The sequence below is a fragment of the Streptomyces glaucus genome (assembly GCF_039533365.1).
Lineage (GTDB): Bacteria > Actinomycetota > Actinomycetes > Streptomycetales > Streptomycetaceae > Streptomyces > Streptomyces glaucus.
Window position 1 is genome coordinate 1 of the sequence record NZ_BAAATK010000045.1, and the last position, 26004, is coordinate 26004.

22 protein-coding genes, 3 tRNA genes and 1 pseudogene are annotated in these 26004 nt (G+C 73.0%); 16 read left to right on the forward strand and 10 right to left on the reverse strand.

The genetic code is table 11. The features are described from left to right. The 5 genes and pseudogenes from ABD363_RS25885 to ABD363_RS25905 all read left to right on the forward strand — a co-directional run. A pseudogene (locus ABD363_RS25885) lies at positions 1-243 on the forward strand (DNA polymerase III subunit gamma and tau); the annotation flags it as partial. Between the two features lie 168 nt (positions 244-411). Next, entirely contained in the window at positions 412-1689 is a 1278-nt protein-coding gene (gene purD, locus ABD363_RS25890) for a phosphoribosylamine--glycine ligase (protein WP_344607704.1), read from the forward strand. 408 nt (positions 1690-2097) lie between these two features. Continuing rightward, a complete protein-coding gene (locus ABD363_RS25895) occupies positions 2098-3990 on the forward strand; it encodes a M48 family metalloprotease (protein WP_344607706.1) in 1893 nt (630 codons plus the stop codon). Positions 3991-4244: 254 nt separating this feature from the next. Then, positions 4245-5696: a N,N-dimethylformamidase beta subunit family domain-containing protein gene (locus ABD363_RS25900; protein ID WP_344607708.1), complete on the forward strand. Its 1452-nt coding sequence runs from the start codon at positions 4245-4247 to the stop codon at positions 5694-5696. Between the two features lie 184 nt (positions 5697-5880). Further along, the gene (locus ABD363_RS25905) at positions 5881-6780 is read left to right on the forward strand and encodes a phosphoribosylaminoimidazolesuccinocarboxamide synthase (RefSeq protein ID WP_344607710.1); all 900 of its coding nucleotides are present in this window, start codon (positions 5881-5883) and stop codon (positions 6778-6780) included. Between the two features lie 56 nt (positions 6781-6836). Here the strand turns inward: ABD363_RS25905 and ABD363_RS25910 are convergent. From ABD363_RS25910 to ABD363_RS25945, 8 genes are all read right to left on the reverse strand, one after another. Continuing rightward, a tRNA-Gly gene (locus ABD363_RS25910) sits at positions 6837-6912 on the reverse strand. Between the two features lie 23 nt (positions 6913-6935). Further along, a complete protein-coding gene (locus tag ABD363_RS25915; protein WP_344607712.1) occupies positions 6936-7568 on the reverse strand; it encodes a response regulator in 633 nt (210 codons plus the stop codon). After that, a complete protein-coding gene (locus ABD363_RS25920) occupies positions 7565-8893 on the reverse strand; it encodes a sensor histidine kinase (RefSeq protein ID WP_344607714.1) in 1329 nt (442 codons plus the stop codon). Before ABD363_RS25920 ends, ABD363_RS25915 begins: the two co-directional genes overlap by 4 nt. Then, positions 8875-9648 (reverse strand): ABC transporter permease, encoded by a 774-nt coding sequence (locus ABD363_RS25925; protein WP_344607716.1) that lies wholly within the window; start codon positions 9646-9648, stop codon positions 8875-8877. The genes ABD363_RS25920 and ABD363_RS25925 overlap by 19 nt, the downstream gene beginning before the upstream one ends. Next, a complete protein-coding gene (locus ABD363_RS25930; RefSeq protein ID WP_344607718.1) occupies positions 9645-10604 on the reverse strand; it encodes an ABC transporter ATP-binding protein in 960 nt (319 codons plus the stop codon). Before ABD363_RS25930 ends, ABD363_RS25925 begins: the two co-directional genes overlap by 4 nt. Before the next feature lie 132 nt (positions 10605-10736). Next, a tRNA-Gly gene (locus ABD363_RS25935) sits at positions 10737-10809 on the reverse strand. 80 nt (positions 10810-10889) lie between these two features. Then, positions 10890-10961 (reverse strand) — tRNA-Gly (locus ABD363_RS25940). A gap of 123 nt (positions 10962-11084) precedes the next feature. Next, positions 11085-11402, reverse strand: coding sequence for a histone-like nucleoid-structuring protein Lsr2 (locus tag ABD363_RS25945; RefSeq protein WP_344607720.1), 318 nt, complete (start codon positions 11400-11402; stop codon positions 11085-11087). Positions 11403-11745: 343 nt separating this feature from the next. On the opposite strand from ABD363_RS25945, the gene purS reads away from it, so the two are divergent. The 9 genes from purS (at position 11746) to purM (ending at position 22006) form a co-directional block, all read left to right on the forward strand. Beyond that, positions 11746-12009 (forward strand): phosphoribosylformylglycinamidine synthase subunit PurS, encoded by a 264-nt coding sequence (purS, locus tag ABD363_RS25950; protein WP_006133353.1) that lies wholly within the window; start codon positions 11746-11748, stop codon positions 12007-12009. Beyond that, entirely contained in the window at positions 12006-12686 is a 681-nt protein-coding gene (gene purQ / locus ABD363_RS25955) for a phosphoribosylformylglycinamidine synthase subunit PurQ (RefSeq protein WP_344607722.1), read from the forward strand. Before purS ends, purQ begins: the two co-directional genes overlap by 4 nt. Continuing rightward, the gene (gene purL / locus ABD363_RS25960; protein ID WP_344607724.1) at positions 12683-14941 is read left to right on the forward strand and encodes a phosphoribosylformylglycinamidine synthase subunit PurL; all 2259 of its coding nucleotides are present in this window, start codon (positions 12683-12685) and stop codon (positions 14939-14941) included. The genes purQ and purL overlap by 4 nt, the downstream gene beginning before the upstream one ends. A gap of 185 nt (positions 14942-15126) precedes the next feature. After that, positions 15127-15555: an effector-associated constant component EACC1 gene (locus ABD363_RS25965; RefSeq protein ID WP_344607726.1), complete on the forward strand. Its 429-nt coding sequence runs from the start codon at positions 15127-15129 to the stop codon at positions 15553-15555. Then, positions 15552-17579, forward strand: coding sequence for a caspase, EACC1-associated type (locus ABD363_RS25970; protein ID WP_344607728.1), 2028 nt, complete (start codon positions 15552-15554; stop codon positions 17577-17579). The genes ABD363_RS25965 and ABD363_RS25970 overlap by 4 nt, the downstream gene beginning before the upstream one ends. Before the next feature lie 103 nt (positions 17580-17682). Further along, positions 17683-18480 carry a maleylpyruvate isomerase family mycothiol-dependent enzyme gene (locus ABD363_RS25975; RefSeq protein WP_344607730.1) on the forward strand — a complete coding sequence of 266 codons (798 nt, stop codon included), beginning with the start codon at positions 17683-17685 and terminating at the stop codon, positions 18478-18480. A 36-nt stretch (positions 18481-18516) separates the two neighbouring features. Further along, the gene (locus ABD363_RS25980; RefSeq protein WP_344607732.1) at positions 18517-19287 is read left to right on the forward strand and encodes an META domain-containing protein; all 771 of its coding nucleotides are present in this window, start codon (positions 18517-18519) and stop codon (positions 19285-19287) included. Positions 19288-19349: 62 nt separating this feature from the next. Continuing rightward, on the forward strand, positions 19350-20879 hold the full coding sequence (gene purF / locus ABD363_RS25985; RefSeq protein ID WP_344607734.1) for an amidophosphoribosyltransferase: 1530 nt from the start codon (positions 19350-19352) through the stop codon (positions 20877-20879). A 44-nt stretch (positions 20880-20923) separates the two neighbouring features. After that, positions 20924-22006 carry a phosphoribosylformylglycinamidine cyclo-ligase gene (gene purM / locus ABD363_RS25990; RefSeq protein ID WP_344607736.1) on the forward strand — a complete coding sequence of 361 codons (1083 nt, stop codon included), beginning with the start codon at positions 20924-20926 and terminating at the stop codon, positions 22004-22006. A 69-nt stretch (positions 22007-22075) separates the two neighbouring features. Here purM and ABD363_RS25995 read toward each other — a convergent pair whose 3' ends face one another. Next, positions 22076-22324 carry a DUF3073 domain-containing protein gene (locus tag ABD363_RS25995; RefSeq protein WP_344607738.1) on the reverse strand — a complete coding sequence of 83 codons (249 nt, stop codon included), beginning with the start codon at positions 22322-22324 and terminating at the stop codon, positions 22076-22078. 301 nt (positions 22325-22625) lie between these two features. Beyond that, complete coding sequence (locus ABD363_RS26000) at positions 22626-23714, reverse strand: Leu/Phe/Val dehydrogenase (RefSeq protein WP_344607740.1); 1089 nt, start codon at positions 23712-23714, stop codon at positions 22626-22628. 237 nt (positions 23715-23951) lie between these two features. On the opposite strand from ABD363_RS26000, the gene ABD363_RS26005 reads away from it, so the two are divergent. Both ABD363_RS26005 and bldC read left to right on the forward strand, forming a co-directional pair. Next, positions 23952-24803, forward strand: coding sequence for a DUF8083 family protein (locus ABD363_RS26005; protein ID WP_344607742.1), 852 nt, complete (start codon positions 23952-23954; stop codon positions 24801-24803). 558 nt (positions 24804-25361) lie between these two features. After that, positions 25362-25568, forward strand: coding sequence for a developmental transcriptional regulator BldC (bldC, locus tag ABD363_RS26010; protein ID WP_003949541.1), 207 nt, complete (start codon positions 25362-25364; stop codon positions 25566-25568). Positions 25569-26004 lie beyond the last annotated feature (436 nt).

Genomic DNA, 26004 nt, shown 5'->3' on the forward strand with positions numbered 1-26004 from the left:
CCCGCGCCGCGTTCCCCGGCGCCCCGTCCGGCGGCGCCGGTGGCCGCAGCCCCGCCCACCGCCGCGGCGGCCGCTCCGGCTCCCGCGCCCCGGCCCTCCGCCCCGGAGCCGCCCCCGGTCTCCCCCGAGGACGACATCCCCGAGGACGACGACCCCGACCTCGACGAGTCCGCCCTCTCCGGTCAGGAACTGATCGTGCGGGAACTGGGGGCGACCGTGGTGGAGGAGTTCGTGAACGAGTAGGCCCGCCGGCTGCCGGCCGGGCCGGGCACCGGCCGGCGAGCCCCGGAGGACGGCGGCGGGCCACAGGCGCCGCCGCCCGGCGCCCGCCCCCTCTTGGAGGAACGTACGGACACCCCCTCCCGGCTCCCTCGGCGACCCGCACAAACCGGCTCCCGCTAGGCTGACCCCGTGAAGGTCCTCGTCATCGGCAGCGGCGCCCGCGAACACGCCCTGTGCCGCTCCCTGTCCCTCGACCCCGACGTCACCGCGCTGCACTGCGCCCCCGGCAACGCCGGCATCGCCGAGGTCGCCGAGTTGCACCGGGTCGACGCCCTGGACGGCCAGGCCGTCTCCGGCCTGGCCCGGGAACTCGGCGTCGACCTGGTCGTGGTCGGCCCGGAGGCCCCCCTCGTGGCCGGGGTCGCCGACGCCGTGCGCGAGGCGGGCATCGCGGTCTTCGGCCCCTCCGGGGAGGCCGCCCGCATCGAGGGTTCCAAGGCCTTCGCCAAGGACGTCATGGCGGCGGCCGGGGTCCCGACGGCGCGCTCCTACGTCTGCACGACGCCCGAGGAGGTCGACGCGGCCCTGGACGCCTTCGGCGCCCCGTACGTCGTCAAGGACGACGGGCTCGCCGCCGGCAAGGGCGTCGTCGTCACGAGCGACGTCGAGACGGCGAGGGCGCACGCCGGCGCCTGCATCGGGGCGCCGTCCGGGCAGCGGGGGCGGGTCGTCGTCGAGGAGTACCTCGACGGCCCCGAGGTCTCCCTCTTCGCGATCACCGACGGCGAGACCGTCCTCCCGCTGCGGCCCGCCCAGGACTTCAAGCGCGCCCTCGACGGCGACGAGGGACCGAACACCGGCGGCATGGGCGCGTACTCGCCGCTGCCGTGGGCCGACCCCAAGCTGGTCGACGAGGTCGTGGAGACGGTTCTGCAGCCGACCGTCGACGAGATGCGCCGCCGCGGCACGCCCTTCTCCGGCCTGCTCTACGCCGGTCTGGCGATCACCTCCCGCGGCGTCCGCGTGATCGAGTTCAACGCCCGCTTCGGCGACCCCGAGACCCAGGTCGTCCTCGCCCGCCTGAAGACGCCGCTCGCCGGCGTCCTGATGGCCGCCGCCACCGGCAACCTCGCCGACCTCGAACCCCTGCGCTGGAGCGAGGAAGCGGCCGTCACGGTGGTCGTCGCCTCGCACAACTACCCCGGCACCCCGCGCACCGGCGACCCGATCACCGGCCTCGACGAGGTGGCGGCCCAGGACGCCCCGCACGCCTACGTGCTGCACGCCGGCACCCGGCGCGAGGGCGACGCGATCGTCAGCGCCGGCGGCCGCGTCCTGTCCGTCACGGCCACGGGCAAGGACCTCGCCGAGGCCCGCGACCGCGCCTACCGCGCCGTCTCCCGCATCCGCCTCGACGGCTCCCGGCACCGTACGGACATCGCGGCGAAGGCGGCGGCGCAGGCATAGTCCGTTCCCGGCCGTCGCCGGACACTCCACGACGGGCGCCGCACCGCCCGCCGAAGCCGACGAACCCCCGCGGGCCCCGGATCGCAAGCTCAGGATCCGGGGCCTTTCGCGCGGAGCCGGAGCCTTTCGCGCGGAGCCGGAGCCGGAACCGTAGCCGCGGAGACCGGGACCGGGGCCGGAACCGGGGCCCGGCCCTCGCTGTCCGTCACCCACCTCTCCCCAGGGCCATTCCATCGAGTGACCGATGACCTATACGGCTGACGGGGGTGGAGGCCCCAACTAGGGTGCGGCGCAAGCGGTCCGGCACTTGGCCCACCGGCATTGCGATGTCAGTGGCGGGTGTCACAGTGGGGGAGTGGGCAACACCAGGAAGGCGCCAGGACGGCTGGAAGGGGGCGAGATCCGGTTGTGACCGGTACGGGTGTGGAGGCGGGCGCGCAGGCCGCGCGCTCCCGAGCGGTGGCCGTGCTGCGTATGCGCAGCCGGGCACTGGCCGTCGCGCTGCTGCCCGCGGCCGCCGCCGTGATCCTGCTCGCCGGCGCTTCCACCGGCCACCTCGTCGGCCCGGGCTGGGAGGCCGCCCGGTGGACCGTGACCGTCCTCGCGCTCCTCGTGCTGCTCGCCGCCGGCGGCATCGCCCTGATCGTCGCCCGCGCCCGCCCCGCCATGAGCCCCACGGTCCCGGTCCCGGAGGAGTCGGCGCCCGACCTGTACCGGATGGTGCGCGACCTGGCCGACCGGCTCGACGTGCCCGCCCCGTCGGCGATAGCGCTCACCCCGGACTGCGACAGCTGGCTGGAGGACCGCACCCACCCGGCCCACGGCCCGCCCCCGCCGGAGGAGCCCGACCGGACGGGAGGCGCCGGCGGATTCCCCCGCCGCCGGTCCGCCACCGCGCCCGTCCTCGTCATAGGCTCCCCGTTCCTGTGGTGGATGCGCGTCGGCGAGCTGCGCGCGGTCCTCGCCCCGGTCGTCGCCGGTACGGAGCCGTCGGCGCACCCGGACATAGCCGCCGCCCGCCGCTTCGTCCGCGGCCTGGACGCCGCGGTGGCGGTGACCTCGGACCGCGGCCGCTGCCCCGCGTCCCGGGCGGTGTGCGCGGGCGTCGGCTGGGTGTCCCGGCTCCTGCTGCGCAGCTGCGAGAGCCACGCCACCGAGATGGAGCGCGGGGTCGCGGCCGCCGCCGCCGAACGCGCGCAGGCCGTGGACTACGGCCTGCGCATCGTCGCCCAGGAACAGGTGGGGCTGGCGTACGCGGGCTGGGACCGGCTGCTCACCCGCGTGGCGCTGCCCGCCTGGCGGACGGGCCGCTGGCCCGCCCGGCTGGACGCGGGCGTGGTCGCGGCGCTCACGGAACTGTCCCGCCGGGACCGCCTGGCCGAGGGCTTCGCCTCCCGCCTCGGTGAGCGCCCCGCCTGCGACCTGCTGGAGGAGCCCGGCACGGTCGACGAGGCGGTCTCCTTCCTCGCCGCCCGGCTCTTCCACGGCGGCCCCGCCGAGCCCGGCCCGGACTGGTCCCCGGTGGAGTGGGACGAATACCCGGAGGAGGTCGTCGACCGCAAGTGGCGCACCGACGCGGCCCGCCTCCACCGCGTCCTGGACACCCTGGGCGTCCGCCGCGCCCCCGGAAGCGCCGGTCCGCACGCCGACGGCCCCACCCTGACCCGCGTCCTCGACCACCTCACGGATCCGCCCGCCACCAGGACCCGGACGGACCACGCGAGCCGGAGAGCCCGGACCGAGCCGCCCCGTCCCTTCGCATCCGCCGATCCGCCCGGACCCGCCGAACCCTCCCGGCTCGCCGACCCCGTCACCGCCGCCCCCGCCGTTCCTCCCGCCCCACCCCTTCCCCCCACCAGGCGGGCCGAGGAGGAGGACCTCTCCGGCACCACCCCCCGCAGCGCCGCCCTGGCCGCGGGGCTCAGCGCCGAGCTGGCCCGGGAGGAGGCCGCCGCCCGGGCCGTACCGGCCGAGGCGGCGGGCGCCGGCCGCACCGTCCCCGACACGCCCCTCCGGGACGACCGGGCGCTCCCCCTCTTCCCGCTCCAGCCGCCGCGCACCGCCCGCGAACTCCTGACCGACCACATCACCGCGATGGTGTGCTGCGCCGCGATGGACACCGCCGGCGCGACCCCGGGCCTGGACTGGCTCGACGGCCCGTCCCTGATGATCAATGGGCAACGGGCGGCCGACCTGGCCCCCGGAGTCCTCGCCCTCGTCGAGTCGGGCGACCCGGCTCCCCTGCGCGCCTGGCTGGCCGAGCTGGGCATACGCCCGGAGAAGCCGGTACGGCTGGTCTGAGGCCCCACCCCCGCGCCCTCCGTAAATCGGAGCTTTCCGTTCCACTTCCTGTCGATTTGCGACGAACGGTGAAAACAGGCGTGCGTTATGTGATGTGCTGAGACCGATCGCGCTCATGGCAAAGACAGGCGGCACAGGACAGCCGCCACAGTCGCCGTCCACCCGCGAGCGAGTCCGTGAACGGCCCGAGGTCACCGCGGGCCGCCACGCACACGCCACAGCCGACCACGGGGCACGAGGGAGGGGAATCACCCATGGGGCCGGAGCAGATCCGCCGCTGGGAGTCGGGAGCACGCGCGCACGCCGTGACGGATCCCTTCGGGCAGGGCCCCGTCCCCTGGCTACGCGGCGGCGAGACGTACTTCGACGACACCGGCCTGGTGGTCCCCTGGTACGCGGACGAGCGCCGCTCCACCGGCGAGCCCCGCGCCGCCGACGACGTCCACCAGCAGATCAAGGGCTTCGCCTCCACCGGCGCGGTCGCGCCCGGCGAGGCCGTCGACTTCCACGTCACCGTCGACCCGCCGCAGGAATTCGCCGTCGACGTCTACCGCATCGGCCACTACGGCGGCGACGGGGCCGCCAAGATCACCACCAGCCCCCGGCTGTCCGGCATCGTCCAGCCCCGGCCGCTGACGGCCGACCGCACGGTCTCCTGCCACCACTGGTGGCTGTCCTGGCGGCTGCAGATCCCGTCGTACTGGAGCGTCGGCGCGTACGTCGCCGTCCTCACCACCGCCGACGGTCACCGCTCCCACGTCCCCTTCACCGTCCGCGACGCCCACCCGGCCGACCTGCTGCTCGTCCTGCCGGACATCACCTGGCAGGCGTACAACCTCTACCCGGAGGACGGCCGCACCGGCGCCAGCTTCTACCACGCCTGGGACGAGAACGGCCGGCTGCTGGGCGAGGCCGACGCCGCGACGACGGTCTCCTTCGACCGCCCGTACGCCGGCGCCGGCCTCCCGCTGCACGTCGGCCACGCCTACGACGTCATCCGCTGGGCCGAGCGCTACGGCTACGACCTCGCCTACGCCGACGCCCGCGATCTGCACGCCGGGTACGTCGACCCCACCCGCTACCGCGGCCTGGTCTTCCCCGGCCACGACGAGTACTGGTCGCTCCCCATGCGCCGCACCGTCGAACGCGCCCGCGACCAGGGCACCTCGCTGGTCTTCCTCTCCGCCAACACCCTGTACTGGCAGGTGGAACTGGGCCCGTCCCCGTCCGGCACCCCCGACCGGCTGCTCACCTGCCGCAAACGCAGGGGGCCGGGCAAACCCGTCCTCTGGCGCGAGATCGACCGCCCCGAACAGGAACTGCTCGGCATCCAGTACGCCGGCCAGGTCCCCGAGCCGCACCCGCTGATCGTCCGCAACGCCGGCCACTGGGTCTGGGAGGCGACCGGCGCCGGCGAGGGCGACGAGATCGACGGACTGGTGGCGGGCGAGGCCGACCGCTACTTCCCGCGCACCCCGCTCCCCGACCACGAGGAGCGCGTCCTGCTCGCCCACTCCCCCTACACCGACGGCGAGGGCGTCCCGCGCCACCAGGAGACGTCCCTCTACCGCGCGCCGTCCGGCGCCTGGGTCTTCGCGTCCGGGACGTTCGCCTGGTCCCCGGCCCTGGACCGCCCCGGACACGTCGACGCCCGCATCCAGCGCGCCACCGCCAACCTCCTGGACCGCATCTGCAAACGCGACTGACCCCTGGCCCCCCGCGGCCGCCGCGCGCCGGGCCCGCCGCCCCCGCGACCGCCCCGCTCGCGCTCCCCGACCGGCCCCCGCCGGAACACGCCCCATCCGCCGCCCCGTGCGGGAACCCGATGTCTCCGGTCACCCCCCGGTACGGGAGAATCGGGACCATTGGACAGAACCACGGGGAGGAACCGTGTCCGGATTCGTCGAAAAGCCCGAGCCGATCCAGGTTCCGGGCCTGGTGCACCTGCACACCGGAAAGGTGCGCGAGCTGTACCAGAACGAGGCGGGCGACCTCGTGATGGTCGCCAGCGACCGCATCTCCGCCTACGACTGGGTGCTGCCGACCGAGATCCCCGACAAGGGCCGGATCCTCACCCAGCTCTCCCTGTGGTGGTTCGACCAGCTCGCCGACCTGGTGCCGAACCACGTGCTGAGCACCGAGCTGCCCGAGGGCGCCCCCGCCGACTGGGCGGGCCGCACCCTGGTCTGCAAGTCCCTGCGGATGGTCCCCGTGGAGTGCGTGGCCCGCGGCTACCTCACCGGCTCGGGCCTGGCCGAGTACGACGAGTCCCGCACCGTCTGCGGCCTCGCCCTCCCCGAGGGCCTCGTCGACGGCTCGGAGCTCCCCGCCCCGATCTTCACCCCGGCCACCAAGGCCGCGGTCGGCGAGCACGACGAGAACGTCTCCTACGAGGAGGTCGCCCGCCAGGTCGGCGCGGACACCGCGGCCCGGCTGCGCCAGGCGACCCTCGCCGCGTACTCCCGCGCCCGCGACATCGCCCGCGACCGGGGGATCATCCTCGCCGACACCAAGTTCGAGTTCGGTTTCGAGGGCGACCGGCTGGTCCTCGCGGACGAGGTGCTCACCCCGGACTCCTCCCGCTTCTGGCCGGCCGACCAGTGGCAGCCGGGCCGGGCGCAGCCGTCGTACGACAAGCAGTTCGTCCGCGACTGGCTGACCTCGCCGGAGTCCGGCTGGGACCGCGGGAGCGAGCAGCCCCCGCCGCCGCTGCCGCAGCAGGTGGTGGAGGCGACCCGCGCCAAGTACGTCGAGGCGTACGAGCGGCTGACCGGCACCGCCTGGAGCTGACCGGCCGCACGACGAAGGCCCCGGTCGTCGACCGGGGCCTTCGCTGTGTCCTGACGTGGAGCGGACGACGAGGCTCGAACTCGCGACCTCAACCTTGGCAAGGTTGCGCTCTACCAACTGAGCTACGTCCGCGTTGCGCCGTGGCGCGAGAGCAACTATACCCAACCTCGCTCGCGTGCGAGACGCACCGCCGCGTGCCGGTTCTCCACGCCGAGCTTGGAGGTGGCCGACGACAGATAGTTCCGTACGGTCCCCGGTGACAGCGCGGCCCGTTCGGCGATCTCCGCGACGGGCGCCCCGTCGGCGGCCAGTTCCAGCACCTCCGCCTCACGCGCGGTCAGCGGCGAGTCCCCGGCGGAGATCGCGTCGGCGGCCAACTCCGGATCGACGTAACGGTTTCCGGCGTGCACGGTCCGGATGATCTCGGCGAGCCGCTGTGCGCTGACGGTCTTCGGGACGAACCCCCGCACACCCGCCGCGAGCGCCCGCTTCAGGTGCCCGGGCCGCCCGTGACCGGTGACGATCAGCACCTTGCAGGCGGGCAGTTCGGCGCGCAGGGACGTGGCGACCCGCACACCGTCCGCGCCCGGCATCTGCAGGTCCAGGACGGCGACGTCGGGCGCGTGCGCCCGCGCCATCGCCAGCGCCTCGGGCCCGGTGGCGGCCTCGGCGACGACCGTCAGGTCGTCCTCCAGGGACAGCAGGGCGGCGAGCGCGCCCCGGATGAGGTGCTCGTCGTCGGCGAGCAGGAGCCGGACGGGCGGCGCGGACGGCACGGGAGACGTCATGGGGTGACCTCGCTCACAGGACGACGGACGGCGGGCTCGGGACCGGGTGCTCCCACCGGCAGCGGTACCTCCGCGGTCAGCCGGAACAGCCCCCGCCCGGCGGGTCCGGCACGCAGCGTCCCGCCGATGCCCGCCAGCCGCTCCCGCAGCCCGGCCAGCCCGGACCCGGTGTCGCCGGCCTCCTCCGGCGCCCCGTCGTTCTCCACGGACAGCACCGCCCGCCGCTGCGACACCCGGAGCCGTACCGTGCAGTGCCGCGCGTCACCGTGCCGCAGCACGTTGGTCGCCGCCTCCCGCACGACCCAGCCCAGCGCCGACTGCACCGGCGCCGGCAGTCCGCCGGCGGATCCGGTGACCGTGCAGTCGATGCCGGCGGCCGCCAACACGCCCTGCGCCCCGGCGAGTTCGGCGCCGAGGTCGATCGCCCGGTAGCCGCGCACCACTTCGCGCACCTCCCGCTGCGACTCCTGCGCCAGCCGCTGCACCTCGATCATCTGCGTCACGGCCTCGGGCCGCCCCCGCTGGGCGAGCTGCACGGCCAGCTCGCTCTTGAGGGCGATCACGGCCAGGTTCCGCCCCATCACGTCGTGCAGGTCCCGCCCGAACCGCAGCCGCTCCTCGGCGACGGCGAGCCGCGCCTCGGCCTCGCGGGCCCGTTCGGCCTCCCACAGCACGGCCAGCGTCCAGGTCCCGCACCGCGACATCAGCAGGGCCATGCCCGTGGTCAGCAGCACCAGCCCCGCCAGGGCGGCCAGCCCGATCCCGGTGATGTCGGTGGCCGCGGCGTGCGCGGCCACGACCGCCGCGCCGGCCGCGCCGAACCGGGTGAGGAACCGCCGCACCGGCACGACCAGGCAGTACGCGCAGCCGAAGGGGAGCAGTGCGTAGAGGGTGACGAAGCCGATGACCCCCTCGTCCATGCCGTGCACGACCTGCAGCGCCACCGTCACCGCCAGCACCGCGCCCAGCAGCGCGGCCGACTCGGCGAGCCCGCGCCGCGGCATCCCGCCCCGGCCCAGGTAGGCGTCGACCGCCTGCCGCTGCAGCCGGTTGCCGAAGAAGGCCTGGGCCGCGCCGAGGACGAGCAGCAGCCCGCCGAGCGCCCAGTCCAGCGGACGGTCCCGCAGGGCGGACGGCAGGGGCGCCGCGCACCAGCCGACGTAGAAGAACCAGATCGAGCACTGCCACACGAGCCGGTACTGCAGCTCCACCTGCTCGGCCTTGCTGCGCTCGTGCCACTGGCTTCGCTGCCATCCCCGTATCCGGCCCAGCACCGCATCCCTCCCCGCGTCCGGCCGCGGCACGGTCAGCGCCGCGGTTCCCACCGGAACCACCGCCGTACAGCAAACACGCCCAGAGCGGTCCAGGCCAGCGCGGTCAGCACGGGACCGACCGCCTCGTACGCCGACAGGTCACCGGTCCAGCCGCCGCGCACGAGGGTGATCACGGGCGTCAGCGGCAGCAGTTCGCAGAAGGAGGCCAGCCGGTCGGGCAGCAGTTCCAGGGGGACGGTCATCCCGGAGCCGAGCATCGACACGAGCATCAGCGGCATCGGCGTGACCTGGGCGCTCTCGGTCGTCCTGGTGAAGGCCGCGGTGAGCGCCGCGAGCGAGGCGCACATCACCAGCCCCGACAGCAGTCCCACGACGGCCAGGTGCGGCGCCGGAGGCGCGGGCATGTCCAGCAGGACCACGCAGCCGGCCGCCAGCAGCAGCGACTGCACCAGCCCCGTCGCGCCGGCCGGCAGCGCGGACCCGGCGAGGATCTCGGCGTCCCGCAGCTCCCCGGTGCGCAGCCGCTTGAGGACGAGTTCTTCGCGGCGGGCGACGAGGACGCCGACGAGCGCCCCGTAGACGGCGAACAGCAGGGAGAAGCCGATCGCGGCGGGCAGGACCACCGTGCCGACGGTGAGCCCGGCCTCCTCGAGGTCCATCTTCTCGGTCGCCGAGCGCACGCTGACCGGCAGCACCAGCGGCACGAACAGGGCGGCGACGAGCGTGCCCCTGCTGCGTCCCAGCAGGGTCAGCTCGGCGCGCGCGAGCGCCGCCATCCGGCTCGCCAGTGTGGTGGTGTCGCTCATGCCGCGTACTCCCGTGTCCCCGTCTTCGCGGACGCCTCCCGGGCGATCCCGAGGAACGCCTCCTCCAGCGAGGCCGACCGCACGTCGAGCCGGCGCAGCTCCACACCGGCCCGGTCGGCCCAGGTCAGCAGCCGCGTGGCGGTCCGCTGCAGCTCGTGCGTCCGCAGCCGTACGACCCGCCCCTCGATCTCGTGTCCGCACACGCCCAGTTCACCGAGCGGCGGCAGGTCACCGAGGAAGTGGTCCTCGGGCAGCTCGAAGGTGATCCGGGACGGCTGGGCGGCGGTGACCTCGGCCGGGGTGCCGGCGGCGGCGATGCGTCCCTCGTGCAGGATCGCCAGCCGGTCGGCCAGCGCCTCGGCCTCCTCCAGGTAGTGCGTGGTCAGCAGCACGGTCGTGCCGCCGTCGCGCAGTGCCCGCACCAGCTTCCAGGTGTCCCGGCGTCCTTCGACGTCCAGTCCGGTCGTCGGCTCGTCGAGGAACAGCACCTCGGGGTCGCCGAGCAGGGCGAGCGCCAGGTCCAGGCGCCGCCGCTCGCCCCCGGACAGCTGCTTGACCCGCACACCGGTCCGCCCCGCCAGCCCCACCAGCGCCAGCACCTCCTGCGGCGGGCGCGCCCCGCTGACGCAGCCCGCCCACGTCCGCGCGGTCTCCGCGACGGTCAGTTCGGAGGGGAAGCCGCCCTCCTGCAGCATCACCCCGGTGCGGGGCCGCACGGCGGCCCGTTGCGCGTACGGGTCGTGCCCGAGGACGCGCACCCGTCCGCCGGCCGGCGGCGCCAGGCCTTCCAGCAGCTCGACCGTCGACGTCTTGCCCGCGCCGTTGGTGCCCAGCAGCGCGAAGACCTCCCCGCGGCGCACCGAGAAGCTCACTCCGCGCACCGCCTCGAACCCGCCCCCGTACACACGCCGCAGGTCGGTGACCTCGATCACGTGCTCGTGTCCGTTCGCTTCCATGACCCGATCGTCCCGGCGGGCGGGGCGGGCGGGCAGTGCGCGCTGTCATCACCGGACATGACAAATGTCAGACGGACGGGAAAGGGCACACACGAAAAGACCCCGGTCCGATGGACCGGGGTCTTTTTCCCGAGCGGACGACGAGGCTCGAACTCGCGACCTCAACCTTGGCAAGGTTGCGCTCTACCAACTGAGCTACGTCCGCATTGCTCCCGACCGGCTTCCACCGATCGGTGCGAGCACCAGCCTACCTGATCCACCGGAGTGGTCCGTACGGCGGTGCAGAGCGGGTGACAGGAATCGCACACTGCGCCTTCCCCCTGGAAGGGGGATGTTCTACTACTGAACTACACCCGCGTGACTCCGTGGGCCGGGCCTTTCGGCCTCGCCCCTCGGCGTGCTCCAGACTTTAGCTGATCAGCAGGGGTGCTGCGCAAGTCGGTTGCCGCGAGGGGCGGGCGGGCGGCCGCCGACCGCGGTTCACCGGGCGTCGGCGAACGCCTCGTAGACCCTCTTGGGGATCCGGCCCCGCGCGGGCACCTCCATCCGGTTGGCCTGGGCCCAGGCCCGGACGGCCGCCGGATCGGGGGCCACCTCCGTCTGCTGGTACGTCCGGCCCGACCGCGACCGCTTGCGGCCGGCCGCCACGTACGGCGCGAGCGCCTTGCGCAGCTGCTCGGCGTTGGCTTCGCTCAGATCGATCTCGTACGACTTGCCGTCGAGTCCGAAGGCGATCGTCTCCGCCGCTTCCGAGCCGTCGATGTCGTCAAAGAGAGTGACCACGACCTTCTGCGCCACGAATACCGGTCCCTTCGTGCGACATCTTGTCCGCGACGACGTGCAAAGACGTCGCGGAGATGTCGGCTGTCCGTCTGTTATTGGGCAAAGCGTCGGCTCGCGCCAATTCATTTGTACAGTGCCTGGCATTGCCACGTGAAGCTCGACTAAATCCTCCCGCGTGTCCGTGGCGCAATAGGGACCCCGGGTGGTTCCCGGAACTTTCCCGGAACTTTTCACGAAGAGGCCCGGGCGAGACCCGATCGTGACAGGGCTCACGTAGTTTCCTACAACTCTACCCGCGTAGAAATTTTGTGCGGGTAGTCTGAAGGAACCTGCTCAGCACCACACACCGGGAGTGCCAGTGGCACGCGTCGTAGTCGACGTCATGCTCAAGCCGGAGATCCTCGACCCCCAGGGCCAGGCGGTGCAGCGCGCACTGCCGCGGCTGGGTTTCGAGGGGATCTCCGACGTACGTCAGGGAAAGCGATTCGAACTCGAAGTTGACGGGCCGGTCGACGAGGCCGCGCTCGCCCGCATCCACGATCTTGCGGAATCCTTCCTCGCCAACACCGTGATCGAGGACTTCACCGTCCGGGTCGAGGAAGTCGCGGAGGCCGCGAAGTGACCGCTCGTATCGGCGTCGTCACTTTCCCGGGCAGTCTGGACGACCGGGACACGCAGCGCGCGATCCGTCTCGCGGGTGCCGAACCCGTCGCCCTGTGGCACAAGGACAAGGACCTGAAGCAGGTCGACGCGGTGGTCCTGTGCGGTGGTTTCTCCTACGGCGACTATCTGCGCGCCGGCGCCATCGCCCGCTTCTCCCCGGTGATGGACACGATCATCGAGCAGGCGAAGGCCGGACTGCCGGTCCTCGGCATCTGCAACGGCTTCCAGATCCTCACCGAGGCCCACCTGCTGCCCGGCGGCATGCTCGGCAACGACCACCTGCACTTCATCTGCCGCGACCAGAAGCTGCGGGTGGAGAACGCGGACACCGCCTGGACGGCCGACTACGCGGCCGGCCAGGAGATCCACATCCCGCTGAAGAACATGGACGGCCGCTACGTGGCCGACCGGTACACGCTGGACAAGCTGGAGGCCGAGGGCCGGGTCGCGTTCCGCTACCTGGACTTCAACCCCAACGGCTCGCTCAACGACATCGCCGGCATCACCAACGAGGCCGGCAACGTCGTCGGTCTGATGCCGCACCCGGAGCACGCCGTGGAGCCGCTGATCGGCACCGGCCGCACCGACGGCCTCCCGTTCTTCACCTCGATCCTCAAGAGGCTGGTCACCGCATGAGCAAGACCCCCCTGGACACGGTCGAGCACGCGGCCGCGACCCCCGACGTCGAGCTGCCCTGGGCCGAACTCGGCCTGAAGAAGGACGAGTACGAGCGGATCGTCGAGATCCTCGGCCGCCGGCCCACCGGCGCCGAACTCGCCATGTACTCGGTGATGTGGTCCGAGCACTGCTCGTACAAGTCCTCCAAGGTCCACCTGCGCCAGTTCGGCGAGAAGGCCCCCGAGAGCGACGCCCTGCTCGTCGGCATCGGCGAGAACGCCGGCGTCGTCGACGTCGGCCAGGGCTACGCGGTCACCTTCAAGGTCGAGTCGCACAACCACCCCTCCTACGTCGAGCCCTACCAGGGCGCGGCCACGGGCGTCGGCGGCATCGTCCGCGACATCATCGCCATGGGCGCGCGCCCGGTCGCCGTCGTCGACCCGCTGCGCTTCGGCGCCGCCGACCACCCCGACACCAAGCGGGTGCTGCCGGGCGTCGTCGCCGGCATCGGCGGCTACGGCAACTGCCTGGGCCTGCCCAACATCGGCGGCGAGGTCGTCTTCGACGCCTGCTACCAGGGCAACCCGCTGGTCAACGCCGGCTGCATCGGCGTGATGCGGCACGAGGACATCCACCTCGCCAAGGCGTCCGGCGCCGGCAACAAGGTCATCCTGTACGGCGCCCGCACCGGCGGCGACGGCATCGGCGGCGCGTCGATCCTGGCCTCGGAGACCTTCGACGACGCCAAGCCGTCCAAGCGCCCCGCCGTCCAGGTCGGCGACCCCTTCCAGGAGAAGCTCCTCATCGAGTGCACCCTGGAGGCGTTCGCCGAGAAGCTGGTCGTCGGCATCCAGGACCTGGGCGCGGCCGGCCTGTCCTGCGCCACCAGCGAGCTGGCCTCCAACGGCTCCGGCGGCATGCGCGTGACGCTGGACGACGTCCCCCTGCGCGACTCCACGCTCTCGCCCGAGGAGATCCTCATGAGCGAGTCGCAGGAGCGCATGTGCGCGGTGGTCGAGCCGGACAAGGTCGACCGCTTCCTTCAGATCTGCGACAAGTGGGACGTCATCGCCACCGTGATCGGCGAGGTCACCGACGGCGACCGCCTGGAGATCTTCTGGCACGGCGAGAAGATCGTCGACGTCGACCCGCGGACCGTGGCCCACGAGGGCCCGGAGTACGAGCGCCCGTACGCCCGCCCGGACTGGCAGGACGCCCTCCAGGCGGACGACGCGAACAAGCTGCCGCGCCCGCGGACGTCCGAGGAGCTGAAGGACCAGGTCCTGAAGCTGGTCGCGTCCCCCAACCAGGCCTCCAAGTCCTGGATCACCTCCCAGTACGACCGGTTCGTGCAGGGCAACACCGTCCTCGCCCAGCCCGAGGACTCCGGCATGATCCGCATCGACGAGGAGACCGGTCTCGGCGTCGCCATCGCCACCGACGGCAACGGCCGGTACGCCAAGCTGGACCCGTACACGGGCGCGCAGCTGGCCCTGGCGGAGGCCTACCGCAACGTCGCCACCACCGGCGCCAGGCCGCTCGCCGTCTCCGACTGCCTGAACTTCGGCTCGCCCGAGGACCCGGCGGTCATGTGGCAGTTCGCCGAGGCCGTGCGCGGTCTGGCGGACGCCTGCCGGCAGCTCGGCACCCCGGTGACCGGCGGCAACGTCTCGCTCTACAACCAGACGGGCGAGGCCGCCATCCACCCGACGCCGGTCGTCGCCGTCCTCGGCGTGATCGACGACGTGGCCCGCCGCACGCCGGTCGCCTTCCAGGAGGAGGGCCAGCTGCTCTACCTCCTCGGCGACACCCGCGAGGAGTTCGGCGGCTCGGCCTGGTCGCAGGTGATCCACGACCACCTGGGCGGCCTGCCGCCCGAGGTCGACCTGGAGCGCGAGCGGCTGCTCGCCGAGATCCTGATCGCCGCCTCCCGCGACGGCATGATCGACTCCGCGCACGACCTGTCCGACGGCGGCCTGGTCCAGGCCGTGGTCGAGTCGGCGCTGCTCGGCGGGAAGGGCGCGCGTCTGGTCGTACCGGACGGGCTGGACGCCTTCACCTTCCTGTTCTCCGAGTCGGCCGGCCGCGCGATCGTCGCCGTGCCGCGCTCGGAGGAGCTCCGCTTCACCGACATGTGCGGTGCGCGCGGCCTGCCCGCGACCCGCATCGGTGTCGTGGACGGCGACACGGTCGAGGTCCAGGGCGAGTTCACGCTCACCCTGGCCGAGCTGCGCGAGGCGCACGAGGGCACGATCCCGGCGCTGCTGGCGTGACGCCGCCTCCGGAGGTCCGGGCCGCCGCTCCAGGTCCGCGTCGCGCGCCTGGGGCGGCGGCCCGCCGTCCGGCCGTACTCCACGCCGGAGCGTTGCCCGCGAAGTTTCCCGAACGCCCTTGACCGGTGGGGTGGTTGTGCCAACCTGAAGACGTGAGTGAGGCACGAGCCCCCGGGTCAGGGCCGATGGACAGCCGGTTACAGGTCAGGTTCGAGGCGGCCGGGCCGGATGCCGGACAAGAACTCCGTTCGCTGCTCGACTGGTTCACGGACGACCGGTCGCTGCGCGGCCACGTCCGCCTGGAGCGGATCGCCGCCGACGTCCCCGGGCGCATGGGGCCGGACCTCGAGACGATCCTGGCGGTGATCTCCACGGCGACCGGGCTGGCCCAGCTCCCGCTGTCGTATCTCGCCTGGCGGCGCAGCCACGGACACCGCACGCCCCCCGTCACCGTCCACGTCGTCGGCGCGGACCCCGCCGAGGCCGAGGCACTGCTGCGCAGGCTTCGCGGCGCCCCCGCGGGCGACGCCCCCGACGACGGCGCCGGCCCGGGCGACGCCGGTGGGGCGGGCGACGCCGGAGAGGACGGCGGCGCGGGCGGGGACCGGCCGTGACCACGCCCCGCGGCACCGCGAGAGCCGCGCCGGCCGGCGACCACTCCGCCCGGATCGACCCCCGCCGCTCCGCCTGCGTGCTGATCGGCGTGGACGACTACACGCTCCTCGATTCGCTGCGCAGCGTCCGCCACAACCTCGTCGAACTGCGGGCCGTGCTCACGGACGAGGAGATCTGGGGGATCCCCGAGGACAGGATCGTCACGGTCGCCAATCCGGCGGCCCCGGCCGACCTGGTCGGCCCGATCCGTCAGGCCGGGCTCCTCGCCGAGGACACGCTGATCGTCTACTACGCGGGACACGGCCTCCTCGACCGCCACGAGCGACAACTGCTGCTCACCCTGCCCGGTTCGGCGGAGGACCAGCCGGACACCTGCGTGCGGGCCGGCGACGTCCGCCGGGCCATCCGCGACACCGGCAGCGCGCTGCGCCGCGTACTGATCCTCGACTGCTGCTTCAGCGGCCAGGTGCTCACCGAGATGGCCGGGGCCGACCGCGGCCGGCAGGGCGGCCGGGTGGCCGTGGAGACGCTGCGCGGGGTCGAGGGCTCGTACGTCATGACCTCCGCCCCGCGCGACCGGCCCTCGCACGCCCCCGACCCCAGGCGCTGCACGGTCTTCACCGGGGCGCTCGTGGACGTCATGCGGCAGGGGCTGCCGGACGGGCCCGAGATGCTGGGGCTGCACACCCTCTTCCAGGCGGTCAAGGCGCGCATCACGGCCATGCGGCCCGAGATGCCGCAGGAGCCGCAGGACGAGGACCGCAACGGGGTCGGCGGGCTGGACTTCGTCCGCAACGTGGCCGTCCTCCCGCCGCTGTTCCCTCCCGCCGAGCCCGCCGCCGGCCCGGCGCGCCACAGCCGCCTGCGCACCCTCGTGTGGTCGCTGACGGCCGGAGCGGCGGGCCTCGCCCTCGGTCTCGGCGCGCCCCCGGCCGTCGACTGGTGGGAGCGGGCCCACCCCGCGCCCGCGACCGGCGCCTGCGGCGGGCAGCCGGCCGGCGACACGGCGCCCCGGGCGGTGCTCCTCGACCACTCGGACGCCCTGAACAAGCGGAACGTCGACTACGAGCCGCTCGAGGGCCTCTCCTCCCTCGCGCTGGTCTCCCAGGGCCCGGACGGCGTCAAGGCGCTCGCGCTCGCCGACAACTCGCCCGGCCTGCTGTTCCCGCTGGACCTCGGAACCCCCTTCGACCTCGCCCCCGTCGCCGACACCGCGCACACGCTGCGCCGCGCGGACGGCGACGAGTTCCGGTGGTACGACGGCGAGGCGCTGGTCCTCGAACCGGGCGGCAGGACGGCGCTGATCGGCTCCGAGACCGGCCCGGCCGTCCGCCGCTTCGACATCGCCAGCGGCACCCAGATCGGCCGGGACTTCCCCGTCCCCGAGGAGCTGCGGTACTGGCCCCACGGCAGTGCGCAGGCCGGCCGCAGCATCGAGTCCCTCGCCCTCTCACCGAACGGAAGACACCTCTACGCGGGCTGGGAGGCGCCGCTGGCCAAGGACGGCGACCAGCGAGGCCGGGCCGTCATCCGCATCCAGCGCTACACGGGCGAGCCCGGCGGCACCTACACCCCGGACCGGCAGTACGCCTATCTCGCCGGGGACGGCATGCACCTGGTGGAGCTGGTCGCCCTCGACGACAAGGGGGGACTCCTCGCCCTGGAACGGGAGTACACGGCCGGCCTCGGCACGGCCGTCCGGGTCGTCCAGCTCTCCCTGGACGGGGCCCGCGACGTGACCGACGAGGACTCCCTCTACGACCTGCCCGCGGACGTCTTCGCCGAGGAGACCCCCGTCTTCGACCTCGCCGACTGCCCGGCGGGCGGCCCCGGAGCGGTCGCCACGCCCGGCTCGAACCCGCGCAACCCGCTGCTGGACAACGCCGAGGGCATGGCCCTCGGCAAGGAGTGGACCACCGGCCCCTACCAGGGCTGGCGCCCGCTGTACCTGATCTCCGACGACAACGGCAGCGGCGACCAGATCACCCGCCTGTACTCGTTCGCGGTGCGCCTGGAGCCGTAGCGGGCGCAGGCGGGCGCGGCCCGTGACGGCCGGGCCGTGCCGTGCGGGCCGGCCGGGAACGCCCCGGAAACCGCCGCCCTCCGCGCCGACTAGGCTCACCGCCATGCCCCCGACGAAGAAGCGAATCCGCAGCTACGACCCCGCCAGGATCCGCGCGGCCGTGTTCGGGCAGTGGGGAAATCTGCGGGAGGCGGTGCGCGGGCTCGACGACAGACAGCTCGCGCTGCCCACCCGGCTGGGCGACTGGACCGTGCGCGAGCTGATCGCGCACACGGGCATGGCGCTGTCGGCCGTGTCCCGGCTGCTGGACCGGCCGGAGCCCGCCCGGCAGGACGCCCGGCTGCTCGACTGGCCGTTCGCGACCTCGGCCGGCTCCGCGGCGATCGCGGACCGGGCCCGTCTGCTCGCCGAGCAGCACCCGGACCTCGACGCCCACCTCGCCGGCATCGAACGGGACCTCGCCGCGCGGCTCGACACCCACCCAGGCACCCGGCTCCTCCCCACCGGCGCGGGCGCCCTGCCGCTGGCCGACTACCTGGTCACCCGCACCGTCGAACTCGTCGTCCACACCGACGACCTGAACGCCGCCGTCCCCGGCCTCGGCGTCCCGTACGACCGCCAGGCCCTCGCCGCCTGCGTCCGGCTGCTCGCCGACGCGCTGGCCGTCAGGGCGCCCGGCGGCACGACCGAGGTGCGGATCCCGCCGTACGCCGTCGTGCAGTGCGTGGAGGGGCCGCGGCACACCCGCGGCACCCCGCCCAACGTCGTCGAGACCGATCCGCTGACCTGGGTCCGGCTCGCGACCGGGCGGACGGCGTGGCGGGACGCCCTCGCCGCCGCCGAGGTCAGCGCGAGCGGGGAACGGGCGGACCTGGAGCCGTACCTCCCGCTCCTGACCTGACCGGAACCGGCCGCCCCGGCCGCCCGTCGAACCGGCATGCACCGACAGAAGCAGCACCTGACCCTGGCGGCCGCCGTCCTGCTCCTCCCGCTCGCGGCGGCCTGCGGCGACGAGCGGGCGGACAGCGGCGCGGCGGACACCGGACGGCCCGTGACCGGCGTCCGCTGGAGCGTCGACAGCGTCACCGTGGACGGCACCACGCACCGCGCGCCCGCCGCCGCCCACCTGACGATCGACGACGGCGGGCGGGCCGAGGGCGCCTACGGCTGCAACCGCTTCAGCGCCCGGGCCGCCGTCGACGGCGACCGCGTCCGGCTCAGCGGCACCACGGCCACCGAAACGGCCTGCGGCGAGCGGCCCATGACCTTCGAACGCGCCCTCGCCCGCACCCTCGCCGACGGCGAACTCAGGGCCCGGGTACGGGACGACCGCCTCACGCTCACCACCGGCGCCGGCGACACCGTCCGCCTGACCGAGCGGCGCGACGCCCCGCTCCACGGCACGCGGTGGACCGTCACCGCCCCGGACGGCGGCGGCCGCGCCCACCTCGCCTTCGACGGGGAGAAGGGCACCGTCTCCGGCAGCCTCGGCTGCAACCGCGTGCACGCCCGGGCCGCGGTCCGCGACGGCCATATCACCCTCGGCGCTCCGTCCACCACCCGGATGATGTGCGAAGACTCACTCATGGCCGTCGAGAAGACGCTGCTGCGCCTCTTCGACGGCCGGTCCGGCTACCGAGTGGAGCACCGGACGCTCACGCTGACCAGCGAGGACGGAACCAGCGTCCGGGCCGTCGCGGACCAGTGATCCACTTCCGCGGACGCATCCCCAATTCGGACCAGTGGTCGATCTCGCCTACACTCGGTGGCGTGCCACGTGGTGACGGTCGACTCAATCACGATCTGCTCCCCGGTGAGAAAGGCCCCCAGGACGCGTGCGGCGTCTTCGGTGTCTGGGCTCCGGGCGAAGAGGTCGCAAAACTCACGTACTTCGGGCTCTACGCCCTCCAGCATCGGGGCCAGGAATCCGCGGGTATCGCGGTCAGCAACGGCTCCCAGATCCTCGTCTTCAAGGACATGGGCCTGGTCTCCCAGGTCTTCGACGAGACCTCGCTCGGGTCGCTCCAGGGTCACATCGCGGTCGGTCACGCCCGCTACTCGACCACCGGCGCCTCCGTGTGGGAGAACGCCCAGCCGACGTTCCGCGCCACCGCGCACGGCTCCATCGCGCTCGGCCACAACGGCAACCTCGTCAACACCGCCCGGCTCGCCGAGATGGTCGCCGACCTGCCCAAGCAGGAGGGCGGCCGCAGCCCCCGCGTGGCGGCCACCAACGACACCGACCTGCTCACCGCGCTGCTGGCGGCCCAGGTCGACGAGGACGGCAAGCCGCTGACCATCGAGGAGGCGGCCGGTCAGGTCCTGCCCCAGGTGCGCGGCGCCTTCTCCCTCGTCTTCATGGACGAGCACACCCTGTACGCCGCCCGCGACCCGCAGGGCATCCGCCCGCTGGTCCTCGGCCGGCTGGAGCGCGGCTGGGTCGTCGCCTCCGAGACCGCCGCCCTGGACATCACCGGCGCCAGCTTCGTCCGCGAGATCGAGCCCGGCGAGTTCGTCGCCATCGACGAGAACGGCCTGCGCACCTCCCGATTCGCGGAAGCGAAGCCCAAGGGCTGTGTCTTCGAGTACGTGTACCTGGCCCGCCCGGACACCGACATCGCCGGCCGGAACGTGTACCTCTCCCGCGTCGAGATGGGCCGCCGCCTGGCGAAGGAGGCCCCCGCCGAGGCCGACCTGGTCATAGCGACCCCGGAGTCCGGCACGCCGGCCGCCATCGGCTACGCGGAGGCCTCCGGCATCCCCTTCGGCGCCGGCCTGGTGAAGAACGCCTACGTCGGCCGGACCTTCATCCAGCCCTCGCAGACCATCCGCCAGCTCGGCATCCGCCTGAAGCTGAACCCGCTGAAGGAAGTCATCAAGGGCAAGCGGCTGGTCGTCGTCGACGACTCCATCGTCCGCGGCAACACCCAGCGGGCCCTGGTCCGCATGTTGCGCGAGGCGGGCGCCGCCGAGGTCCACATCCGGATCTCCTCCCCGCCCGTGAAGTGGCCCTGCTTCTTCGGCATCGACTTCGCCACCCGCGCCGAGCTCATCGCCAACGGCATGACCATCGAGGAGATCGGCACCTCGCTCGGCGCCGACTCCCTGGCGTACATCTCCATCGACGGCATGATCGAGGCGACCACCATCGCCAAGCCGAACCTGTGCCGCGCCTGCTTCGACGGCGAGTACCCGATGGAGCTGCCCGACCCCGAGCTCCTCGGCAAGCAGCTTCTGGAGACCGAGCTGGCCGCCGGGCCCGCCGCCACGGCCGCCGCCGACGCCATCCGCCGCCCGTAGGGCGCCCGCACCACCTGCCGTACGACACGAAGGTTCTCCTCGTCATGCCTGAGACAACTGGTGCCAGCCACGCAGCTGCGTCCTACAAGACAGCGGGTGTCGACATCGAAGCGGGCGACCGCGCCGTCGAGCTGATGAAGGAGTGGGTGAAGAAGACGCAGCGCCCCGAGGTCCTCGGCGGCCTCGGCGGCTTCGCCGGCCTCTTCGACGCCTCCGCCCTGAAGCGCTACGAGCGCCCGCTGCTCGCCTCCGCCACCGACGGCGTCGGCACGAAGGTCGACATCGCCCGGCAGCTCGGCGTCTACGACACCATCGGCCACGACCTGGTCGCCATGGTCATGGACGACATCGTGGTGTGCGGCGCCGAGCCGCTGTTCATGACCGACTACATCTGCGTCGGCAAGGTCCACCCCGAGCGCGTCGCCGCCATCGTCAAGGGCATCGCCGAGGGCTGTGTGCTGGCCGGCTGCGCCCTGGTGGGCGGCGAGACGGCCGAGCACCCCGGCCTGCTGGGCGAGGACGACTTCGACGTCGCCGGCGCCGGCACGGGCGTCGTGGAGGCCGACCGGCTGCTCGGCCCGGACCGTATCCGCGAGGGTGACGCCGTCGTCGCCATGGCGGCCTCCGGACTTCACTCGAACGGGTACTCGCTGGTCCGCCACGTCCTGCTGAACCAGGCCGGCATGGACCTCGGCACCCATGTGGACGAGCTCGGCCGCACCCTCGGCGAGGAGCTGCTGGAGCCCACGAAGATCTACTCGCTGGACTGCCTGGCCCTGACCCGCACCACCGACGTGCACGCCTTCAGCCACGTCACCGGCGGCGGACTCGCCGCCAACCTGGCCCGTGTGATCCCCGACACCCTGCACGCGGTCGTCGACCGCTCCACCTGGACCCCGGCCCCGGTGTTCGACCTCGTCGGCAGGACCGGCTCCGTCGAGCGGCTGGAGCTGGAGAAGACCCTGAACATGGGCGTCGGCATGATCGCGATCGTGCCGGAGGAGTCCGTGGACGTGGCCCTGGCGACCCTGGCCGACCGCGGCGTGGACGCCTGGGTGGCCGGCGAGATCACGGGCCGGGGCGAGCACACCACCGGTGCCGCCCTGGTCGGTGACTACGCGAACTGAGATCCGCGGGTAGCACAGAACCCGGTCGGTGACCGTCAGTCACCGACCGGGTGAGTGCTCAGTGCAAGGTCAAGCGCCGCGACGGTGTTGCGGGGACTGGTCGTCCTCGTCCTCGTCGTCGTCCTCGTAGAGGTCGGCGTACCGTGCGTACAGGTCGTCGTCGTGCTCATCGTCCTCGAAGCGGTCGCCGTTCGGCGACGTGTTCGACGTCGATGCGCCCAGCTCCTCGGCCAGGCGTGCGAGGTCCGTCCCACCGCTGTTGTACTTCAGCTGGCGGGCGACCTTCGTCTGCTTGGCCTTGGCCCGGCCGCGCCCCATGGCTCGACCCCCTCAACGACGGGGCTCGACGGCCCCAGAGTCTTGACACGCGTTCATGGTCCAGAACGGACTCTCCATGGAGAGGCCGATCCGTAGGGCTTCCACGGTACCTGAGCCCACGCCCATACGGTACGCCGCCCACCGGACGCGCCCGCGCCCAGAACCTCCGAGGAGCCCCGTCCTCGCTGGTCAACCGCGATTTTAACCACTTATGGACGATCGACCCGCCGGTGGAAGTGAGAGTTCTCTCCACGGACCCGCCGGCGGGTACCGGCCGTACCCCGGGCGCGGCCGCCCGGGATCACCGCCTGCCGCGTGCCTCCGCCATGCGCTGCTCGGCGATCCGGTCGGCCGCGGCAGCCGGCGGAATCCCGTCTTCCTTCGCACGTGCGAATATGGCGAGCGTGGTGTCGTAGATCCCGGCGGCCTTCGCCCTGCACCGCTCGAAGTCGAAGCCGTGCAGCTCGTCGGCGACCTGGATGACCCCGCCGGCGTTCACCACGTAGTCCGGCGCGTAGAGGATCCCGCGGTCGGCGAGGTCCTTCTCCACGCCCGGGTGGGCGAGCTGGTTGTTGGCGGCGCCGCAGACCACCTTGGCGGTCAGCACCGGCACGGTGTCGTCGTCCAGCGCCCCGCCGAGCGCGCAGGGGGCGTAGACGTCCAGGCCCTCGACGCGGATCAGCGCCGCGGTGTCCGCGACGGCCGTCACGCCCTCGGGGTACCGGTCGAGGACCTGCCGCACGGCCTCCTCGCGCACGTCCGTGACGACGACCTCGGCGCCCTCGGCCCGCAGGTGGTCCACCAGGTGACGGCCGACCTTGCCGACACCCGCGACGCCCACCCTGCGGCCGCGCAGCGTCGGGTCGCCCCACAGGTGCTGGGCCGAGGCCCGCATGCCCTGGTAGACGCCGAACGCGGTGAGCACCGAGGAGTCGCCCGCGCCGCCGTTCTCGGGGGAGCGGCCGGTGGTCCAGCGGCACTCGCGGGCCACGACGTCCATGTCGGCGACGTACGTGCCGACGTCGCAGGCGGTGACGTACCGGCCGCCGAGCGAGGCGACGAAGCGGCCGTAGGCGAGCAGCAGCTCCTCGCTCTTGTCCTTCTCCGGGTCGCCGATGATCACGGCCTTGCCGCCGCCGTGGCCGAGACCGGCCATGGCGTTCTTGTACGACATCCCGCGCGCGAGGTTCAGCGCGTCGGCGACGGCCTCCTCCTCGTTCGCGTACGGGTAGAAGCGCGTACCGCCGAGGGCGGGGCCCAGGGCGGTGGAGTGGATGGCGATGACGGCCTTGAGGCCGCTGGCGCGGTCCTGGCAGAGCACGACTTGCTCATGACCTCCCTGGTCCGAGTGGAACAGGGTGTGCAGGACGCCGTTGGTCACGTCGGTCACTGTGGTGACTCCTGAGTCGGCGGCGGGTGGAGGCGGGTTCCCCGGGGGACCCCCCGCTTTTGGCCGGGGGCGGGGACCGTGAGCACGAGATTAGAGCCTGCGGCGCCCGTCGGGTGCACCGTGTTCCGGATCACCTCCCCATGGAGTACGTCCGTGCGACGATTTGCATGGATTTCCCGCGTGTCTGCGAGTGGGTCTCGCAGGTTTTCACGGCGGTGCGCGGGGGAGGGAGCAGGCGTGCCCAAGGTGTCCTCGGTGATCGTCCCGTACACGACGTACCTGCGCGTGTACGAGCCGCTGGCCGCCTTCCCGGAGCCGGAGCGCGGCCACTGGGCGCGCTACGCCCGCCGCCCCGACCGCCCCTCCTACCAGGACGAGCTGCGCCGCTCCCTGACCGACCTGCTGCCCACCCCGCCGGTGCCGGTGCCGGTGCACGAGAGCGACGACGCGTTCGTGATCGAGGTCGGCGGCGTGGTCTGCGTCTGCCCCTGGCGGACCCGGCTGCGCGGCTGGCAGGCCCTCGCCGGGCTCGACGAGGAGCTGCCCCCGCCGGTCCTGGACGCGGTGCTGCCCCCGGTGGTCCGCCGCCAGGCCGCCCAGGACTACGAGCGCTGGCTGGTCCGCAACCCGGACGCCCGCCCCTGGATCCGCACGGCGACCTGGCAGGTGCCGCTGAACTGGTTCGTGCTGGTCTCCGACGAGGAGCGGGAGTACGACCGGGGCTCGGACACTCCGGGCGGGGCGCCGCCGGTGCTGCGCTACCGCACGCCGATGGTGCAGGCCCGGCGGCGGGTGGCACGGGGGCTCAGGGCGCTCAGGGAGGCCATCGACGAGGGGCCGCTGATCGACGGCCTGGTGGACGTGGGGCGCTGGCTGGAGGAGTTCCACCCGCGCTCGTACGTGGAGCTGGACTACGGCGGGCTGGTGCACGCCCTGCCGGCCGGCGAGCTGGAGGCCGACCACTCGGCGGCGGACGTGGCCGAGGGCATCGAGGCGCTGCGGCGCGGCGACGAGGCGGCCGCGGGAGCGGCGTACGGGCGGCTCGTGGAGCGGTGGCGGTCCGTGCGGGACCGCCGGTCGGCGAACTGACGCCGGATCAGGCGCCGTCGGCCGCCGCCGGGGAACAGGCGTTTGACCTGGCGCTCGTTTTGAGGTTTCGTCCTCGATCTGAGGTGTCGTCAAGGCGAGGCCGACCGGGGGCACGAGAGACGTCGAGGCCGATCCGGGCTTTTGCGTCAAGCGTGACGGACCGCACGTACATCGCCCTTGCGCCCCTTGCCCCTCCTCATGCCAAAATAGGACAAGGAGTCCGGCGAGGGCTCCTCCGTCCCGATGTGGGCGGAATCTCAGCATTGCACGCTTTGGGGGGTCTTGTGGCTCCTGGTCGTCCTGTGACTGATCGTCACAGTGGCGTGACTGTCCGCTATGGCATGGTCCATCGGCTTCCGTCGCTGATGAACACCTGGGAGGGCAATTCCATCGGTTTGGCCGTGGCGGCTGGACAGATGGTGTAGTTGTAGTGCCGAGGACAAGCCGTTCGTCCTATAACCGACTCGACTCGCGTCCGCCATTTCGGGCAACGCGGGTCAAGGTGCAGAATTTAGAGGAAAGAACCGAGAAGGTTCGGTTCTCCCGAGGAGGCCGCTCATGACCGCTCGCACCCCTGATGCCGAGCCGCTGCTGACCCCGGCTGAGGTCGCCACCATGTTCCGCGTCGACCCGAAGACGGTCACGCGCTGGGCGAAGGCCGGCAAGCTCACGTCGATCCGCACGCTCGGCGGGCACCGCCGCTACCGCGAGGCCGAGGTCCGCGCTCTGCTCGCGGGCATCCCGCAGCAGCGCAGCGAGGCCTGACAGCCGCGCAACCGGGCGAGCCGGCCGGTCCCCCAACTGGCCGAGGCGCCTGACACCACAGCTCCACACGACGTGGGGGCCTGCCCCAACAGGCTCCCCGCCCACCGGGTGCGTCGTCGATCGCGCTGGACTCCGCCGGGTCCAGCGCGATCTTTTTTGTGCGCCGGCCGGCCTCGCGGGACGGGCTGTGAGCGGCCTTGCCGGAGCCCGGGCGGGGGGATCGGGTCCCCTGTGCGCGAGCCCTCCGGGGCGGACCGGGAGTAGTGCAATTGCACATATTAAATTGACCAGTTGTAGGCGGGGCGTAAATACCGCGGTTCCAAAAACTCATACGGTGACTCCCGTCACACTCCGGGGTGCTTGTCGCCTCCGCCCGTGTGCGGTAGAGGAAGCGCCGCTTCCGTATCTTCCACGGAGAAGAGGGAGTTGACGCCGC

What these genes read in the sequence shown, in the direction of transcription:
- purL (WP_344607724.1), top strand. Translation starts at nt 12,683, where the DNA reads ATGAGCAAGACCCCCCTGGACACGGTCGAGCACGCGGCCGCGACCCCC.
- ABD363_RS25900 (WP_344607708.1), top strand. Translation starts at nt 4,245, where the DNA reads ATGGGGCCGGAGCAGATCCGCCGCTGGGAGTCGGGAGCACGCGCGCAC.
- purM (WP_344607736.1), top strand. Translation starts at nt 20,924, where the DNA reads ATGCCTGAGACAACTGGTGCCAGCCACGCAGCTGCGTCCTACAAGACA.
- ABD363_RS25925 (WP_344607716.1), bottom strand. Translation starts at nt 9,648, where the DNA reads ATGAGCGACACCACCACACTGGCGAGCCGGATGGCGGCGCTCGCGCGC.
- ABD363_RS25915 (WP_344607712.1), bottom strand. Translation starts at nt 7,568, where the DNA reads ATGACGTCTCCCGTGCCGTCCGCGCCGCCCGTCCGGCTCCTGCTCGCC.
- ABD363_RS25975 (WP_344607730.1), top strand. Translation starts at nt 17,683, where the DNA reads ATGCCCCCGACGAAGAAGCGAATCCGCAGCTACGACCCCGCCAGGATC.
- ABD363_RS25995 (WP_344607738.1), bottom strand. Translation starts at nt 22,324, where the DNA reads ATGGGGCGCGGCCGGGCCAAGGCCAAGCAGACGAAGGTCGCCCGCCAG.
- bldC (WP_003949541.1), top strand. Translation starts at nt 25,362, where the DNA reads ATGACCGCTCGCACCCCTGATGCCGAGCCGCTGCTGACCCCGGCTGAG.
- ABD363_RS25930 (WP_344607718.1), bottom strand. Translation starts at nt 10,604, where the DNA reads ATGGAAGCGAACGGACACGAGCACGTGATCGAGGTCACCGACCTGCGG.
- ABD363_RS25980 (WP_344607732.1), top strand. Translation starts at nt 18,517, where the DNA reads ATGCACCGACAGAAGCAGCACCTGACCCTGGCGGCCGCCGTCCTGCTC.
- ABD363_RS25965 (WP_344607726.1), top strand. Translation starts at nt 15,127, where the DNA reads ATGGACAGCCGGTTACAGGTCAGGTTCGAGGCGGCCGGGCCGGATGCC.